The 17,422-nt window shown below is 42.6% G+C and carries 16 protein-coding genes and 1 pseudogene; 5 read left to right on the top strand and 12 right to left on the bottom strand.

The genetic code is table 11. The features are described from left to right. Positions 1-522 (top strand): IS982 family transposase (locus BUB43_RS10170; RefSeq protein ID WP_143154094.1); only part of this gene is annotated, 522 nt, incomplete at its 5' end. An 18-nt stretch (positions 523-540) separates the two neighbouring features. Here BUB43_RS10170 and BUB43_RS10165 read toward each other — a convergent pair. Further along, complete coding sequence (locus BUB43_RS10165; RefSeq protein ID WP_073180776.1) at positions 541-2,109, bottom strand: glycerol-3-phosphate dehydrogenase/oxidase; 1,569 nt, start codon at positions 2,107-2,109, stop codon at positions 541-543. 279 nt (positions 2,110-2,388) lie between these two features. Between BUB43_RS10165 and BUB43_RS10160 the strand changes: the two genes are divergently transcribed. Further along, positions 2,389-3,171 (top strand): DeoR/GlpR family DNA-binding transcription regulator, encoded by a 783-nt coding sequence (locus BUB43_RS10160; RefSeq protein WP_083541281.1) that lies wholly within the window; start codon positions 2,389-2,391, stop codon positions 3,169-3,171. 266 nt (positions 3,172-3,437) lie between these two features. Next, complete coding sequence (locus tag BUB43_RS10155) at positions 3,438-4,019, top strand: Uma2 family endonuclease (protein ID WP_073180774.1); 582 nt, start codon at positions 3,438-3,440, stop codon at positions 4,017-4,019. A 60-nt stretch (positions 4,020-4,079) separates the two neighbouring features. On the opposite strand, the gene groL is transcribed toward BUB43_RS10155, so the two are convergent. The 8 genes and pseudogenes from groL to radA form a co-directional block, all read right to left on the bottom strand. Continuing rightward, positions 4,080-5,708 (bottom strand): chaperonin GroEL, encoded by a 1,629-nt coding sequence (groL, locus tag BUB43_RS10150; protein ID WP_073180772.1) that lies wholly within the window; start codon positions 5,706-5,708, stop codon positions 4,080-4,082. Positions 5,709-5,741: 33 nt separating this feature from the next. Beyond that, a pseudogene (locus BUB43_RS11570) lies at positions 5,742-6,097 on the bottom strand (four helix bundle protein). 34 nt (positions 6,098-6,131) lie between these two features. After that, complete coding sequence (locus BUB43_RS10140) at positions 6,132-6,410, bottom strand: co-chaperone GroES (RefSeq protein ID WP_073180770.1); 279 nt, start codon at positions 6,408-6,410, stop codon at positions 6,132-6,134. 144 nt (positions 6,411-6,554) lie between these two features. Further along, positions 6,555-7,697, bottom strand: coding sequence for an acyltransferase family protein (locus BUB43_RS10135; RefSeq protein ID WP_073180768.1), 1,143 nt, complete (start codon positions 7,695-7,697; stop codon positions 6,555-6,557). A 27-nt stretch (positions 7,698-7,724) separates the two neighbouring features. After that, a complete protein-coding gene (locus tag BUB43_RS10130; protein ID WP_073180766.1) occupies positions 7,725-8,321 on the bottom strand; it encodes an acyl carrier protein phosphodiesterase in 597 nt (198 codons plus the stop codon). Continuing rightward, positions 8,318-8,656 (bottom strand): type II toxin-antitoxin system PemK/MazF family toxin, encoded by a 339-nt coding sequence (locus BUB43_RS10125; RefSeq protein WP_073180764.1) that lies wholly within the window; start codon positions 8,654-8,656, stop codon positions 8,318-8,320. Before BUB43_RS10125 ends, BUB43_RS10130 begins: the two co-directional genes overlap by 4 nt. Further along, entirely contained in the window at positions 8,640-8,867 is a 228-nt protein-coding gene (locus tag BUB43_RS10120; protein ID WP_073180762.1) for a hypothetical protein, read from the bottom strand. The genes BUB43_RS10125 and BUB43_RS10120 overlap by 17 nt, the downstream gene beginning before the upstream one ends. 38 nt (positions 8,868-8,905) lie before the next feature. Beyond that, a complete protein-coding gene (gene radA, locus BUB43_RS10115) occupies positions 8,906-10,252 on the bottom strand; it encodes a DNA repair protein RadA (protein WP_073180759.1) in 1,347 nt (448 codons plus the stop codon). Between the two features lie 179 nt (positions 10,253-10,431). On the opposite strand from radA, the gene BUB43_RS10110 reads away from it, so the two are divergent. Then, a complete protein-coding gene (locus BUB43_RS10110) occupies positions 10,432-12,036 on the top strand; it encodes a CTP synthase (protein WP_073180757.1) in 1,605 nt (534 codons plus the stop codon). A gap of 86 nt (positions 12,037-12,122) precedes the next feature. Beyond that, positions 12,123-13,934 (top strand): membrane protein insertase YidC, encoded by a 1,812-nt coding sequence (gene yidC / locus BUB43_RS10105; RefSeq protein WP_073180755.1) that lies wholly within the window; start codon positions 12,123-12,125, stop codon positions 13,932-13,934. Between the two features lie 40 nt (positions 13,935-13,974). Here the strand turns inward: yidC and BUB43_RS10100 are convergent, their stop codons facing one another. The 3 genes from BUB43_RS10100 to BUB43_RS11135 are packed head-to-tail and all read right to left on the bottom strand — an operon-like array spanning position 13,975 to position 17,412. Continuing rightward, entirely contained in the window at positions 13,975-15,258 is a 1,284-nt protein-coding gene (locus BUB43_RS10100) for a peroxiredoxin family protein (RefSeq protein WP_073180753.1), read from the bottom strand. Between the two features lie 41 nt (positions 15,259-15,299). Next, positions 15,300-15,530 (bottom strand): hypothetical protein, encoded by a 231-nt coding sequence (locus BUB43_RS10095; protein WP_073180751.1) that lies wholly within the window; start codon positions 15,528-15,530, stop codon positions 15,300-15,302. Positions 15,531-15,534: 4 nt separating this feature from the next. Then, positions 15,535-17,412: a T9SS type A sorting domain-containing protein gene (locus BUB43_RS11135; protein WP_073180749.1), complete on the bottom strand. Its 1,878-nt coding sequence runs from the start codon at positions 17,410-17,412 to the stop codon at positions 15,535-15,537. Between the last annotated feature and the right edge of the window lie 10 nt (positions 17,413-17,422).

The raw sequence follows: 17,422 nt of genomic DNA, 5'->3' as shown, positions 1-17,422 counted from the left end.
AGCAGGATTTGCAAGGATGTAGATTATGCTTATCCTAACAAAGGATTTTGTGCTTCGCAGAACCTACATTTTTATGGATATAAACTACATGCTGTATGTTCAATTTCTGGGGTTTTTCGGAGTTTTGATATTTCTCCCGCATCCGTTCACGACATCCACTACTTGCAAGATATAAAACTCCAAATGTCTGACTGTGTGTTGCTTGGGGACAAAGGCTATTTGTCTCAAACCATCCAGTTAGACTTATTCAATGAGGTAAATATAGAATTAGAAACTCCTAAAAGGAGAAATCAAAAAGACTACAAGCCACAGTTTTATCAGTTCAAAAAATATCGGAAAAGAATCGAAACGTTATTTTCCCAACTTTGTGACCAATTTATGATTAGAAGGAACTATGCCAAAACTTTTCAAGGTTTTAAAACCAGAATTTTGGCTAAAATTGCAACACTAACAACTATTCAATATCTGAATAAATTTCTTTTCGGCAGAAATATAAACAACCTAAAAATAAATCTCGCGTGATAATGCACTACGGGTTTTCTAAATATGTGTATGGTATATTTCTGCAATATTTTTGAAACTTTCTATTTCGTTTTTTTGCCAAACTTCATCCTTTCCTAGTTCTTTAGCCATTACTTCGGCAACAATTGGAGCAATCCTTACAGCCTCTTTTTGGTTTAGAAGTAATAATCTTGTTCTTCTAGATAAAAAATCTTCAATTTTAATTGCCATTTCTTTTTTTACAGCCCAAACAATTTGCGCTTTAATAATGTTTTGTTCTTTGCTAATTATCTCATTTCCGTTTTCAATTTCTTTTGATAATTCTAATATTTTTTCTTTGTCTGTACCATAGTAATACATTGGATCTTTGTAATCTATGTCTTTTCTGTATCCATGAATTTTAAGATGTTCTGTATTGCTTTTTTTATGAGGAACTTTCATAATTTCTTCGGCTTTTTCTACTACATCTTCGCCCATTTTACGGTAAGTTGTCCATTTTCCACCAATAATACTTACCAATCCAGATTCTGAAGTGATTACTTTGTGGCTTCTAGATACTTCTTTGGTTTTAGCGCCTTCTTTGGTTGCCGCTAAAGGTCTTAAACCTGCGAAAACGCTCAAAATGTCTTTTCTTGTTGGTGCAGGATTCATATATCCTCTTGCTGTTTCTAAAATGAAATTAATCTCTTGCTCTGTTGGTTTTGGCTCTAGAGATTCTTGTTTTACAGGAGTGTCTGTAGTTCCTAAAATAATTTTATTGTGCCAAGGAACTGCAAAAAGAACTCTTCCGTCTGATGTTTTTGGAATCATGATTGCAGAATCTGTTGGACAGAATTTTTTATCAATCACAATATGCACACCTTGACTTGGCATAATGGTTTTGTCGTCAGTTCCGTGATCCATTTTATTAATATCGTCTGCAAAAACTCCAGTTGCATTTACGATTACTTTCGTTTTCGTTTCAAATTCTTTACCGGTTTCGGTGTCTTGAAAGATTACTCCGTTCAATTTTCCGTTGGCGTCTTTTTTAAGTTTAATAACTTTAGCATAATTTAAAACTGTAGCACCGTTTTCAATAGCGGTTTGAGCCATGTTTAGGGCAAGTCTAGAATCGTCGAATTGTCCGTCGTGATAAAGAATTCCTCCTTTTAATCCTTCTTTATTGATGGTTGGTAATCTTTTTATCGTTTCTGATTTGCTAATCGGAACAGATTTTCCTAAGCTGAGTTTACCAGCTAAAAGATCGTAAAATTTTAAACCAACTGTGTATAATAGTTTGTCCCACCAAGTGTAAATTGGGATTACGAAAGAAAGATTTTTGGTAAGATGCGGTGCGTTTTGAAGTAATAATCCTCTTTCTTTACATGCTTCTCTTACTAGGTCTACATATCCTTGAGCTAAATATCTTACACCTCCGTGTACAAGTTTTGTACTTTTACTAGATGTAGATTTTGCAAAATCACTTTGTTCTAAAAGCAAAGTTTTATATCCTCTTGTTGCAGCTTCAATTGCTGTTCCTAAGCCTGTGGCTCCTCCTCCTATTATTACGAAGTCCCATGTTGTTTGGTTTTGGTCTTCGAAGTTCTTTAAAATTTCTGTTCGTAACATTTTATTAAATTTTCTTTTACAAATCTATAAAAAAGAAATAATACGAAACAATATGATTTTCGTTATATTTTGATTTTATTTGAAAATTCTTTTGGTTTGTTTTTGTTAAAATTATAAAAATTTTATTTAAATGCTTGACTTGTAGACTTTTAAATGGTTGATTTGTTTTATTTTAATCTTTGAAATGAAACGAAAGTTGATAAAAGTCATAATAATATGTAATGTTTCGATTGAGAAACTATTTAATTTGTTTTGCTTTGTTAAGTTTGCTATATTTGAATGAATATTATTTTAGCTATGAATATCACACAAAGACATCAGGAAATTCTAGCTGTAATAAAACATGAGAAATATATTACAGTATCCGAAATATCTAAGCTACTTGGTGTATCAGAAGTTACCATTCGAAAGGATTTTAATTATCTGGAAGAGAAAAATTTAATATATAGACATCACGGTGGAGCTAGCCTCAATAATCCTTATGTGGTAGATTTGCCTGTAAGTCAAAAACAAAACATTAAGATTGAAGAAAAGAAACGAATTGCTGAGAAAGCTGTGGAGTTTATAGAAGATAATGATGTGGTGATTTTAGGCTCTGGAACTACCGTCTATAATATGGTGAACTATATTTCTAAAGAAAAAAATATCACTGTTATTACTTCATCTTTGTTAATTGCTGCAAGATTATGCGAGTTTCATAATGTTACGATTATACAATTGGGCGGAAGTGTAAGATATTCTTCGCAATCTACAGTGGGACCAAATGCACAAGAAATGATGTTGCAATTTTCTGCAAATAAATTGTTCTTAGGAGTTGACGGGATTGATGAAGATTTTGGTGTTTCTACTTCTAATATTGAAGAAGCGTATCTAAATCAAATAATGATTAAAAATACTACCAAAACATTTTTGCTTTCGGATGAATCCAAATTTGGGAAAAAGGGTTTAGGTAGAATTTGCAGTCTGAAAGATGTAGATTGTCTTATTACCAATCAAAAAGTTGAAGAAAGTTTTGAAAGTGTTTTGAAAAAATTTGGAGTTAATATTATTGTTACAGATTGATAAATCCAATTTTTTATAAATCTTCAATTGTTTTTTCTGCAAAATCTCTTAGTTGTTCCAATTCAGATTTTGCCTTTATTTGTCCAATTTTTGTAGCAAAAAAAGAAATAAGTAAAAGTATTATAGATAAAATAAATATTTATGGTTGTTTATTGAAATTAATCTATACTCCCGTCTTCGCTACAAACCGCCCGATGAATAGGGCGGTTTTTTGTTTTTATCCCCATATCCCACCCATTTTCTTATTTTTATAAAAACCATTGGCAATGGAAATTACGGATATCAATCAGCTGGATTTTGGTAAGACATACACCTATGCCGATTACCTTACCTGGAAATTCAAAGAGCGCGTGGAGCTTCTGAATGGCAGAATTTTCAGGATGAGCCCCGCGCCAAACAGGAAACATCAGCAAATTGCAGGGAATCTCTACTTTAAATTGCGTTCCACTTTTGCTAACGAGCAATGCAAGCTATATTTTGCGCCGTTTGATGTCCGGTTGCCAAGAATTTCAAAAGATAATCAGGAGATTATTACCGTTGTTCAGCCTGATATCTGTATCGTTTGCGATCCGAATAAACTGGACGGAAAAGGCTGCATCGGTGCGCCGGATTTGATTATCGAAATTCTTTCCCCGGGAAATTCTCAGAAAGAATTGAAAAATAAATTCGACCTATACGAAGAGGCCGGCGTGAAGGAATACTGGCTTGTGTACCCAAGCGAAGAAAGCGTCATCATCAATGTTCTGGAGGGTGGCGCCTACAAAACGCTCCGTCCTATCGGCGATGGCAATGTAGATTCTCCCACTTTCTCGCAGCTTAGCGTTCCGCTTTCCGAAATTTTCGCATAAAAAAATCCCTCCGCATTTCACGAAGGGATTTTGCTTATAGCTTAAAGCTTACGGCTTAAATTACATCATTCCCGGCATTCCTCCGCCCATTGGTGGCATCGCAGGCTCCGCCTTCGGAATTTCAGTTACAACGCACTCAGTAGTCAGCAGCATACCTGCTACAGAAGCCGCGTTTTCAAGTGCTACTCTCGTTACTTTAGTTGGGTCGATGATTCCCGCTTCCAGCATATTTACATACTGGTCGCGCTTTGCATCATAACCAAAATCATTCTGACCTTCGGCAACTTTCGCTACGATTACAGAGCCTTCACCACCGGCATTTGCCACGATTTGGCGAAGCGGCTCCTCTATTGCTCTTTTCACGATTTTGATACCTGTGGTTTCATCCTGATTGCTGCCTTCCAGCGCATCTAAAGATTTCACGGCGCGCACAAGCGCCACACCGCCACCAGCTACGATGCCTTCTTCCACTGCTGCACGAGTTGCGTGTAGCGCATCATCCACACGGTCTTTCTTTTCCTTCATTTCCACTTCAGAAGCGGCACCTACATAAAGCACTGCCACACCGCCTGCCAATTTGGCAAGCCTTTCCTGAAGCTTCTCACGGTCATAATCGGAAGTCGTGGTCTCCATTTGTGCCTTGATTTGATTCACACGGGCTTTGATTTGGGATTCATCACCACCACCGTTTACGATTGTAGTATTGTCTTTATCGATGCTCACTTTTTCTGCCGTGCCCAGCATTTCCATCGAAGCATTTTCCATTGTAAAGCCTCTTTCCTCAGAAATTACTTGTCCGCCGGTAAGGATGGCGATGTCCTCCAGCATTGCCTTTCTTCTGTCGCCAAAGCCAGGCGCTTTCACGGCTGCAATTTTCAGCGAGCCTCTCAGCTTGTTCACCACCAAAGTTGCTAAAGCCTCGCCCTCTACTTCTTCTGAGATGATGAGCAGCGATTTTCCGGCTTGTGCTACAGGCTCAAGAACCGGTAGCAATTCCTTCATCGAGGAGATTTTTTTCTCCACCAAAAGGATGTAAGGATTATCCATTTCTGCCACCATTTTGTCTGGATTGGTCACGAAATATGGCGACTGATAACCTCTGTCGAACTGCATACCTTCCACCACATCTACAGTGGTATCGATGCCTTTCGCTTCTTCCACGGTGATTACGCCTTCCTTGCCCACTTTTCCGAAAGCCTCGGCAATCAGGGAGCCGATGGTTTCATCGTTGTTGGCAGAAACGGAAGCCACCTGCTTAATCATTTCGTTGGAATCTCCCACCTCTTTGGATTGCGATTTCAGGTCGGCAACTACCGCAGTCACGGCTTTGTCGATACCGCGTTTCAAATCCATTGGGTTTGCACCGGCAGCCACATTTTTCAGGCCTTCACGCACCACGGCCTGTGCAAGAACGGTAGCCGTAGTAGTACCGTCTCCCGCAATGTCGTTCGTTTTGGATGCCACTTCCTTCACCATTTGTGCACCCATATTTTCCACTTTGTCTTCCAGCTCGATTTCCTTCGCTACGGAAACGCCGTCCTTCGTAACATGCGGCGCACCAAAGGATTTCTCGATGACTACATTGCGGCCTTTCGGGCCCAGCGTCACCTTCACTGCATTCGCAAGAGCATCCACACCTCTCTTCAGCGCGTCTCTTGACTCTATGTCGAATTTAATTTCTTTTGCCATTGTTTTTTAGCTTTATGCAAAAGGCTTTATGCTTTAAGCCTTGTGCGGTTTGAGTTTTTCCTTTAACTTAAAGATTTTGCTTTTTATTACATTGATTTGCTGCAGCAGAAGCTGTGATTCATCTTCTGTAAAATACTCCAAATCACCGCAAAGAATTATCAGATATTCCGTTTCTGACGCAGAGCCCAGGGCAATGTTCAGAAATTGATTAAATTCTTTGTCCGTATTTCTGCCGCATCCTTCAGCAATATTGGTTGGAATGGAGAGCGCAGCACGCCGGATTTGATGTTGTATTGCTCCTCTTTCGGAAAAGATTTGCTAAGCAGATAAATTTGTTTTATCAAAATATGGCTTTTCTGCCAAACCTCATATTTCCGAAAATCCCTCAAAAGCCTACTGCTTATTGCTTACGGCTTAAAGCCATTAGCCTATTATTCCAAACAGATCGCTTTCCTTCATTATCATATAATCCTTCCCGTCGATTTTCAGCTCCGTGCCGGAATATTTTCCATAAAGCACTCTATCGCCTTCCTTCACGGTCATCGGCTCGTCCTTTTTGCCTGGGCCTACCGCAACCACGGTGCCTTCCTGCGGTTTTTCCTGCGCAGTATCCGGGATGATGATTCCCGACGCAGTTTTCGTCTCAGCTGCCGAAGGCTCTACCAGAATCCTGTCGGCAAGCGGCTTGAAGTTTACTGACATATCATTAAAATTTTAAAAGTTTCTGCCAGCATTTTTGCGAAAACTTTGCCAAAGAAAATTTCCGTAGCAAAGTTTAATATTTAAGGTTAAAATGGCAGAGTGAAATTCTGAAAGTGAAAAATTGGCAGAGAATACTGAAGTGGATTATACCTTCACATAAATTTTCCGCCGGTTCATATATTCGGCGATGAGCCACATCACGAAAATGAAGATCAGCGCATACATCAGCGATGCATTCTTTTCATTTTCAAAAAGCGGCTGGCAAACGCTTTCGTAGAAGGCTCTGAAGGGCGTTTTGTAGGTCATTTTCCCATCCACCATTTTATCCTCAATTCTAATCAGCGATTGCAGCCTTGGAATAACGCCGCTGAGCACGAAAATAAACAGCGGATTTTTTCCGAAAGCATCGAAGAAGCGGGTAAGAAAACCCTTAAAGTCCTTAATCTCAATGAGATAAATCAGGATGCTGATGAGCACGCAGGCCAAGCCAGTGCTGAAAACTACATAGCTGCTGCTCCAGATTTTTTTGTTCAGCGGAGAAACTTCTGCCCAAAGCAAACCGAGAATCGTGATGCCGATTCCCATCAGCAAAAGCTGACGAATCATCCGCAGATTTTTCCCTTTATTTATGATGAACCACCCGGCAAAATATCCGAAAATCACCTGGACAATCGTAGGAATCGTGGTCACAAGTCCTTCAGGATCAAAGGGATAGCCTTCGCCTTTGTACATATGATTTTCGCCGAGAATCATTTTATCAATACTTGCACCGAAAGCGCTTTCCGGATTTGCGGCATCGTATCTCACACAAAACCAGGTATATACGATGAGAATCAGGGTGCTGATTATCATTGCGCCGCGGTTTTTGAAAAAGTAAATGATGAGCGCGGAAAACAGGTAGGCAATGGCGATGCGCTGCAGAACGCCCATTATGCGAACTTCCTCCCAGGCTCTGAAAACCAGCTGATCATCCTGCCATTTGAAAAACGGCAGCCAGTTCAGGCCCAGCCCGATGAGAAAGATGATCACCGAGCGTTTCAGAACTTTTTTCAGGAAAAATGCGGTTCCCTTTTCGCGCAAACCGGGCATTACGAAAGCGAAAGCGTTGCCCATCGCAAAAAGGAAGAACGGGAACACGAAATCTGCGCCCAGAAAACCGTTCCACTTGGCGTGTTCCAGCGCAGGATAAATGTGGTCCCAGGAACCGGGATTGTTCACCAGAATCATCAGTGCCACGGTCATTCCGCGGAAAACATCGAGCGAGAGAAAGCGTTCTTTTTTTGCCATATTCAGAAAATATTCGGGAAAGTTACGCTATTTTTTTTGCCAACCATTCCAGTTTTTCGCAAAATTCTCAGCGTGAAGCTGCAAATCCGGGAAGAAATTTACGAAATGCTGCCTAAGCTGCGCTTTATTTTCTGTAAACACTTCAAAAACAGGAAGTTGCGGATCCAGATATCTAGCCTTGTTCAGAACATTTTGGAAGGAATAGAAGATGCCTTTTTCCGTTTGATAATTAAAAAGCCAGTCGTTTTTTGCCATATTTTCCAAAACGGCAAGGAAATTTTTTGGCAAAACATCGCTGAAACGGAAAAGCGTGCGGTAAGTTTTTTGTGTGAATCGTTTAAAATCCCGCTGATTTTCCGCCAGTTTTTCCGCGAGAAAATAATCGAAACTCACATCCACAAAAGCACCGGCATACAGCCCGACGATTGGCTTGAAAACCTTTTTCGCCTCACGGATTTCAGCGTGCGCATCGGTATAAGAATCGATTTCGCGGTGCAGCGCAATGCCCTTCTGGATTTCCGCGGGATACAGGAAACGCTCACGGTTTCGGATGAAATCCGCCATCATATTGCCTACCAACTGCTCATCGGAAAACGACAAAAAAGCGTGGGCAAGGTGGTTCATAAATCGAGCATTGCTTTCAGCGATTCGTCCAGAATTTCCTGCTGCTTTTTGGTAATCCTTCCAAGCCGCTTTACGAAGCGGGAATTGTCGATGGCTCTGATTTGATCCACCATAATTTCACTATCAGTCAGCACACCGTCCGTATCTTCTTTCAGGAAAACCCTTACCAGCGGTGCTTTGCGCACATTTGTGGTTATCGGGCAAACTAGCGTGGAAGTGTGGCCGTGCTCATTGAGCAAATCTGTTTGAATGATGACAACCGGGCGTACTTTTCCGGCTTCCGCGCCGATTCTCGGATTTAAATCTGCAAGCCAAATCTCATTCCTGTATTTCATCTTCCAAGGCTTCGAATTCCCGCAGAACTTCCATATTATCTTCGCGCACAAGCAACGAACTTAACCTGAACTGCTCACGGAGCGCTTCCCGTTTCTTTTCCTGAAGATAAAAGGCGATAGCTTCATTAAAGAAACGGTTTCTCGGCTTTTGCCGATACTTTTCCACTTCCGTGAAAAGATCATCGTCTAATTTTAGCGAAAGTGTCTTCATACAGCAAATATAAAAATATTTACTGAAAGTATACTCTTTCAAAAAAGCCTCTCGTGGAATTCCTCAATCTTGCTGACTTCCTCGATTTTTATGGCAAATTTCCGCTTCGGAATTTTATTCAGGTTTGAAATGAAAATACTTTCGTAGCCCAGCTTTTCCGCTTCGGAAATGCGCTGCTCAATCTGCGGCACAGGTCGTATCTCTCCACTCAGCCCGATTTCTCCGGCAAAGCAGAATTTCTCCGAAATTGCCACATCTTCATTCGATGACAAAATGGATGCTACCACCGCCAAATCCAGCGCAGGATCGTCGGTTTTGATGCCACCCGTAATGTTCAGGAACACATCTTTCGCGCCAAGCTGAAAGCCCGCCCTTTTCTCCAAAACCGCAAGCAGCATATTGAGCCGTTTGCTGTCAAAACCGTTGCTGCTGCGCTGCGGCGTACCGTAAACCGCCGTGGAAACCAGTGCCTGGATTTCCAGAAGCATCGGCCTTGCGCCTTCCAAAGTTACCGCCACGGCATTGCCGGAAAGCTCCTCGAATTTTTTGGTGATGAGAATTTCCGACGGATTTTTGATTTCCTTCAGGCCCTGCGAAACCATTTCGTAAATCCCGATTTCCGCCGTGGAACCGAAGCGGTTTTTGTTCGCGCGCAAAAGCCGGAAAAGGTGGTTTCTGTCGCCATCGAAATTCAGCACCACATCCACCATATGCTCCAGAACTTTCGGGCCGGCAATCTGGCCGTCCTTCGTGATGTGCCCTACCAGAATCACCGGTGTGCTCGTTTCTTTGGCGAATTTTATCAGCTCGTTCGAACATTCCCTGATTTGCGAAACTGTGCCTGGCGAACTCTCCAACAGCCCAGACTGCAGCGTCTGTATGGAATCCACAATCATTAGGTCCGGCTGAAGTTTTTTGGCTTCGTGGATGATTTTCTCCACCGAAACTTCTGTGAAAAGGAAGCAGTTCGGGTTCTGCAAATCGGTAAGTCTGTCGGCGCGCATTTTTATCTGCGATGCGCTTTCTTCGCCCGAAACATACAGGATTTTCTTTTTCATTTTCAGCGCCAGCTGAAGCAGCAGCGTAGATTTCCCGATGCCTGGTTCGCCGCCTATCAAAATTACGGAGCCCATCACAATTCCGCCGCCTAAAACCCTGTTCAGCTCTTCGGAATTCGTCCGGAGCCGCTGTTCATCGCTGGTTTCCACTTCAATGATGTTGATGATGTGGTTTTTCTTTTGGGATGATGCAGATTTCATGGAAGATTTTTCCACCACCTCTTCGGCAAGGGAATTCCAGGTGCCACAGTTTTTGCATTGCCCGTGCCATTGGGAATACTGCGTGCCGCAATTTTGGCAGAAATAAACGGTTTTCACTTTTGCCATACTGCGAATTTACGGGAAATTTCAGAGCCGGGGTTGGCACAGCGTAAGAAGCTTTGAGTTTTTTAAAATTAAACTCTCCGCGCTTTACATAAAATTACGATACAAGACAAAAAGAGCGAAGAATCCAGACTCATTAAGTGCAGAGGAATTTTCCCTAAATTTGCACAAACCGAAACCTGATGGAAAATAGGCATACGAAGTACATCTTCGTGACTGGGGGCGTTACTTCTTCGCTGGGAAAGGGCATCGTGTCCGCTTCGCTGGGCCTGCTGCTGAAAGCGCGCGGATTTAAGGTGACCATCCAAAAGCTTGACCCGTATATCAACATCGATCCTGGAACGCTGAACCCTTACGAACACGGCGAATGCTATGTGACGCAAGACGGCGCAGAAACCGACCTGGATCTTGGCCATTACGAAAGATTCCTGGATGCACCGACTTCCCGGAACAATAATGTGACCACCGGGAAAATCTACCAAACAGTAATCGAGAAAGAGAGGAAGGGCGATTTCTTGGGAAAAACGGTGCAGGTAATTCCACACATTACCAATGAAATCAAGCGGCGCATTAAGATTTTAGCAAAAGAAGATTACGACATCATCATCACGGAAATCGGCGGAACGGTGGGCGATATAGAGTCCCTGCCCTACATAGAATCCGTGCGGCAGCTGCTTTGGGAGTTGGGCGATGACAATGCTATGGTGATCCACCTTACGCTTTTGCCGTACCTTTCGGCAAGCGGCGAACTCAAGACGAAGCCTTCGCAGCATTCCGTGCGGCAGCTGATGGAGAGTGGCGTGCAGGCCGATGTGCTGGTGTGCAGAACGGAACACAAAATCCCGAAAGACCAGCGCGCAAAGCTGGCGCAGTTCTGCAATGTGCCGCCGGAAAATGTGATAGAATGTATGGATGCCGATACGATTTATCAGGTGCCGCTGGATTTGTATGCCCAGAAATTCGACGAGGTAGTGCTGAAAGCGCTGAAGCTTACGACGGAAAACAAGCCGCAGCTTGACCATTGGAAATCGTTTTTAACGAAATATAAAAACCCGAAAAAAAGCGTGGAAATTGCGCTGGTTGGCAAGTATGTTTCGCTGCAGGATTCTTACAAATCCATCACGGAAGCCTTTATTCACGCTGGTGCAGAGCTGGAAACGGAGGTGAAAATCCGTTGGGTTTACAGCGGTGAACTTACTTCGGAAAACATCGCCGAAACACTTAAAGGCGTGGACGGAATACTGATAGCGCCAGGCTTTGGTGACCGTGGAATTGACGGGAAAATCCTGGCGGCGAAATTCGGCAGGGAAAATAAAATACCAACGCTGGGAATTTGCCTAGGGATGCAGATAATGACGATAGAATTTGCGCGCAATGTGCTGGGCTGGGAAAAGGCGAACTCGATGGAATTTGATACCGCAACACCGGAACCTGTGATTTCCCTGATGGCCGATCAAAAAAATGTGGTGGATAAGGGTGGCACGATGCGCCTTGGTTCCTGGAGCTGCGAACTGAAGGAGGGCTCAAAGCTTCGCGAAATATATGGCTCGGAAAAAATTGCGGAAAGGCACCGCCACCGCTATGAATTTAATTCCGATTTCCTGGAAGAATTTGAAGCCAAGGGCCTGAAAGCGAGCGGCTACAATCCCGATACGAAACTCGTGGAAACTATAGAGCTGGAAGGGCATCCGTTCTGCATAGGTGTGCAGTACCACCCAGAATACAAGAGCACGGTGGAAACGCCACACCCATTATTTATCGCATTCGTGGAAGCCTGCTCAAAATAGTTTTCATCCGAAAAAATTTAAACCAAAAGCCGTAATTTTGTCGGCTGAAATTCGGTACATCTTCCACCGAAAAATTAAAAACAGAAATGCAAGAGAAAAACGGATTAGACCGCAGCCAACTTATCAATTTTATGATTTTTTCGCTGCTGCTGATGGGCTGTATGTTTTACTTCACAAAACGGCAGGCCGATAGGGAAATGGAAAGGCAGCAGCAAGCCGCAAAAACGGAGCAGGTACAAAGCGCCGTAAAACCGGCGGAAAGCCTAAACCATAATCCCGATGCGCAACCCGCTCAAATCCAGACACTTAAACTTGAAAACAATGAGCTAAACTTGGAGCTTTCTACTTTAGGCGGGCAGATTTCTCAGGTGGAACTGAAGCAGTACAAGGCGTACAACCATAAAACGGACAAGGCCGATCTGCCGTTGTATCTTTTTGCGAAAAACAATTCGAGCTACGGTTTTGAATTCAAGGATAAAACGGGGAAAAGCATCAGCACGAAAAACCTGATATTCAGCCCGCAGGTTAGCGGAAATTCCGTAACGATGACCGCCAATGTGAACGGGGGAATTCTGCAGTTCGTTTACACGCTTTTGCCAAATTACACCGTGGATTTCAAGGTGAAGAGCCAGGGTTTGTCGCAAATTACCACAGATTCAAAGGCGAACTTCCTGTGGAATTTTAGCAACAGAAATCTGGAAAAAGGCAGGAATCAGGAACAGACGCATTCTGAATTTGTATATGCCTTCAACAATTACAAATCTTACGACTACGACGGCAGAACGACGATGGATGAAAGCGGCGAAACGCTGAACTGGCTTGGTATAAAGCAGCAGTTTTTTGCTCCGGTGATCGAAGCGAACGGCGGTTTCACGCAGTCGAAAGGTGAACAGGTGTCGCTGGATTCTGCGGAATTTTTGAAAAAATTTGATTTTGGAGCGCAGGTTCAGATGAACGGCGGAGAACTGAATCAGGATTTTAAATGGTACTTCCTACCGCTGGATTTGCCGCTTTTGAAATCTTACGACAAAAATTTCGAGGAAATCCTTCCTTTAGGCTGGTCCTTCATCGGCACGCTGAACCGCGGGGTTTTCATCCCGATGTACAACTTTATTTCGAGCTGGGGCCTGACAGCAGGCTGGGTGATTTTCGTGATGACCATCATCGTGAAACTTGTGCTTTCGCCGATTATGTTTAAGCAACACAAACTGGGTGCGATGATGCGGGTAATAAAGCCTGAGCTGGACGAGGTGAACGAGAAATACAAAGATGCCGACCCGCTGAAAAAGCAGCAGGCAATGATGGATGTGTACAGGAAAGCCGGCGTGAACCAAATGGCTGGCTGCCTTCCGGCCTTGCTGCAAATCCCGCTGTTTTACGCTCTTTTCCGGTTTTTCCCAAATATGATAGACCTTCGCGGAAAAAGTTTCTGGTTTGCCAAAGACCTGACGGCTTATGACGATTTGATAAAATTCGGCTTCAATATTCCGCTGCTTGGCGACCACCTAAGCATTTTTGCGGTGGCCTGTACTGCGGTAGTTTTGCTATATACGATGATGACTTCCGGGCAAATGCAGCAACCCCAGCAGGAAGGAATGCCGAATATGAAGGTGCTGATGTACATCTTCCCTATTACATTCCTGTTCTTCCTAAACTCTGCAGCGTCTGGGCTTTCGTGGTATTACTTCGTTTCCAACGCCATCAACATCGTCATCATTCTGGTGATTAAGCATTTCATTTTGGACGAGAAGAAAATCCACGCGCAAATTCAAGCGAACAAAGCGCAACCGAAGAAGGAAGGGAAATTCCAAAAACGGATGCGTGAAATGATGGAGCAGGCGCAGGAACAGCAAAGGCTGCAGCAAGAACAGCTGAAGAAGCAGCAAAAACGCAAGTAAGAAAAAAGCAACTGGTTTTCAGTTGCTTTCTTTTTTGGCATTACCGGATTCCTAAATCTTCGAGGGCATCCTTCAGATGTTCTGGCTTGGATAGGATTTTATTCCTGGAATCCAGGATGAAGTAAGTAGGCGTCGCACGGATGTTGTAGATTTCGCCATAAGTGCTGTTCCAGCCACGAAGTTCGGTATCATTAATCCAAGGGAAATTACGGATGCTGTTTTCCCACGCCGTTTTGCTCGTGTCCAGAGAAAATGCCACCACTTCATAATTTTTCTTTTTAAAATCCTGATAGTGCGGAATCAGCTGCGGAACTTCTTTCTCACAATGCGAGCAGGTGGAGGACCAGAAGATGATCAGCTTTCTATCCGCCTTCACATCCGATAGGTTTTTCGCCTTGGTGTTGGTAGCCTGCACGAATTTGTAATCTGGGAAGATGGCGCCAATTTCCGTATTCTTGTTTAGCTTTATTGTAGCAGCCAGCCTATCCGTAATCGTGCATTTCAGTCCGTTAGCCTGCGCCAGAAATTTCTGTTTTAGGTTGGACATTCCATAGGCATCGAAAATATCGATAAGCTCGGAAAGAAGCATTTGTCCGCGCGGACTTTCAACATCGGCAGCATCCAGCAATTTCTGCGCGGCGCTTTCCGAATTGGCATTTCCTGCGGACTGAAGATAAGCCACTAAAACCGGCCGAACCTGCAATGAAGTTTCCAGCAAATCATCGCTTTTTACAAGGAAATTCAATAAATCTTGCTGGCTTGGCGTGTTTACCAAATTCTCGTTGAGGTAGCGGTTGTAATTGTCGAGATAAAAATGCACGAAAGGATGCTGCGCTTTATCCACGCTTACCTTTGCGGAATTCAGCCGCAGCGTTTCCTTCTGCAGTGCCTGATAAAATTCTGAGCTTGGGTTGTAATATCCCTTGATTTGCTCCAGTACCGGTAGTATCGTGCTTTGCTGGCTGTTCAGAGATTGGGCATCGTTCATTAGGCGATTGGCTTCATCGTGATAATTGATGTCCTTGATTTTTCCGTTTTCTGAAACGAAGGAAATTTTAACATCCTTATTTTCCGAAACGAAATTCAGCGTGCTATTGCTTTCCGGAAAATACGCCTTCATCATACCCACATATTTCTGCGGATGCTTGATTTGCCAGGTATTGCCGCTTTTCTGTTGCTTGGCAATGAGGATTTCCTTCGAGCCGTTTATTGTATAGACGAGCATTTCCTTTGCAGGAAACCTTTCATCTGCCGAAATCTGCACGCTGAACTGTGCACTAACGAAAGACGCTACACTCAGCGGAATAATAACCAACTTTTTCATAGCGTAAAAATAAAAAATCCCGCTGAAAGCGCGGGAAAAAATTATTTCTTAGCCGAGATGGTCATCTTTCTCGAATAGAAGAAGACCAGACAAATCGCTACGACTAATAATACAGGAATATACATCTCAATTGGAACATCTGGCTCTACCTCACCAAAACCTACACCACCAACACCACCAGGCCGGCCAGTTTCGCTTGGCATAGGGGGTTCTTCAGCGAAGGCTACTACAGAAAGTAAAACCATCAAGCAAGTTAAAATATACTTTTTCATCTTCTTAATTTTCTATGATAATTTTTTGAATGTGAGACAAGCCATCTTTTGAAGTAATCTTCACAGTATACACTCCTTCAGCTAAATTAGCAGTATTCAAATCGTAAGAACCTGAAGCTTTAACATTATTAAATGTTCTCACTATTCTTCCACTAGCATCAAATATCTCGATAATTGCATTCTTGTAATCTGCACCGAAAAGTACTTTATAAATTCCAGCGAACTGATCTCTTACAATAATCGTTCCATTATTTCCTGCCTCATTTGCTGTTGCCAACATAGCAGAAACTTCCCCATAGGATAATGTTGCTTTCTCACTTTCTGCAGGAACCACCAGGCCATTGCTAATGGCCAAAGTTCTTCCATTTTGGTTAATATAAAACTTTTTACCGCTAGTGAAATTATCCGCCTTCTGTGCATTTTCTTCAAGCTCAAATTTGTAACTCGCGATTTTATCAATTTTAGCCATCATCAGGATTGGCTTACCCTGATAATCAATTTCGTTAGCTTGGTTAATATATAGCCATTCAGCATCGTCACGAATATTGCCTTCCGCAGTTTCCTCTATAGTATAAAGGTTTTCACTGAATGCTGCTACTTGAACATTATTAAGGTCCGTATTGATACCAGTTACGAGATTTGATGAAACCACGAAATAAGTTCTTGCAACTTCTTCACCATTGCTATTAAGACCAATAACCCTTAATTGCTTTACAGAGTTACCGTTTCTTGAAGTAACGCCAGCATCTCCAGCCGTAAACGAATAAGCAAACCTTCTTAAATTATTAAAATTTATTTCAGGGGTAGCATTTGCATTTTTAAGTTTGATAACTACAGTGCCCATAGGCTTTATGTAAGCATCCTGCGTATCACCAACAGCAGTGCCACTGGCCTCATACATCAAATACTTGAAGTCACTCGATTTGGTACTGCCTCTCCCTGTAGTCGTCACACCAGTAGCTTCATATCTAATACCGTGAATGTTAGAAACAGTTGTGGGGTTAAGCTTGCTAAGGTTCAGATTCGTAAGGAAAGGATTACCAAATTGATATATATTTTTTCCAAAATTACCAGTAAAAACCGTTCCTGTTTCAAAATTATCCTGAAGGTAAGTATTGTACCTTTCGTTGTACATATTACGAGCCGCACCGTTCGCTCCAAAATCAATACCAGCACCAGCACCAGTTAATCCCACCTTCATCTCAGTAACATCTGAAAATGGAACACCCTTTACAGTATTAACTTTTTCTGGGTTCCAATTCGCTGTACCAATTGCGTAATAGCGCAGCGCATTATCATAAAGACTCGCTCTATTATCTTTCGACGCATTATCATTCGACTTAGCTGTACCAGGAAGATTATGCATTACAACGCGCTCATTTTCCCAATAACCTATTGCATTAGTATTTCTTACATTAGAAAACCCCCCAGTATTACCAAGTTCCGTCGCAAGAGAAGAGATGGTTTTTCCCTTAAAAGGGATCGACATCTGCTGCATTGTGCCATTCTTCGTAGCGGCATATTCCTTATCCACGATAGCAGTAATATTAGCCTGTGGAATTCCAGAGATATAAAGTTGCCCATATGTTGACGAAGCAAAATTGGCAGCATCATTAAGTTTCATAATGATGTTTCCACCATCTGTCTTTTCACCGCCATCTGTCGCAACAGTTTGCAATTTGGAATTGGCATCACCTACAAGCATTATATTACCCCGGTTCACCACTTTTCCGCTTCCTACGGTTTTCATACCGCCACCGTTATAGACTAGCGCACCTTTACCAATGGAAAAAGATGCATTATTTCCAACATATGATATAAATTGGGCCTTAGCAGAAAATGCTGCGGCAACCAAAGCTACCGAAAGTATTTTTTTTCTCATATTTTAAAGG

Source organism: Cruoricaptor ignavus (assembly GCF_900141665.1).
In the GTDB taxonomy this organism is placed as follows: Bacteria; Bacteroidota; Bacteroidia; order Flavobacteriales; family Weeksellaceae; genus Cruoricaptor; species Cruoricaptor ignavus.
The sequence above is the reverse complement of the archived record's forward strand: the minus strand, read 5'-3'. Positions and strand labels throughout refer to the sequence as shown.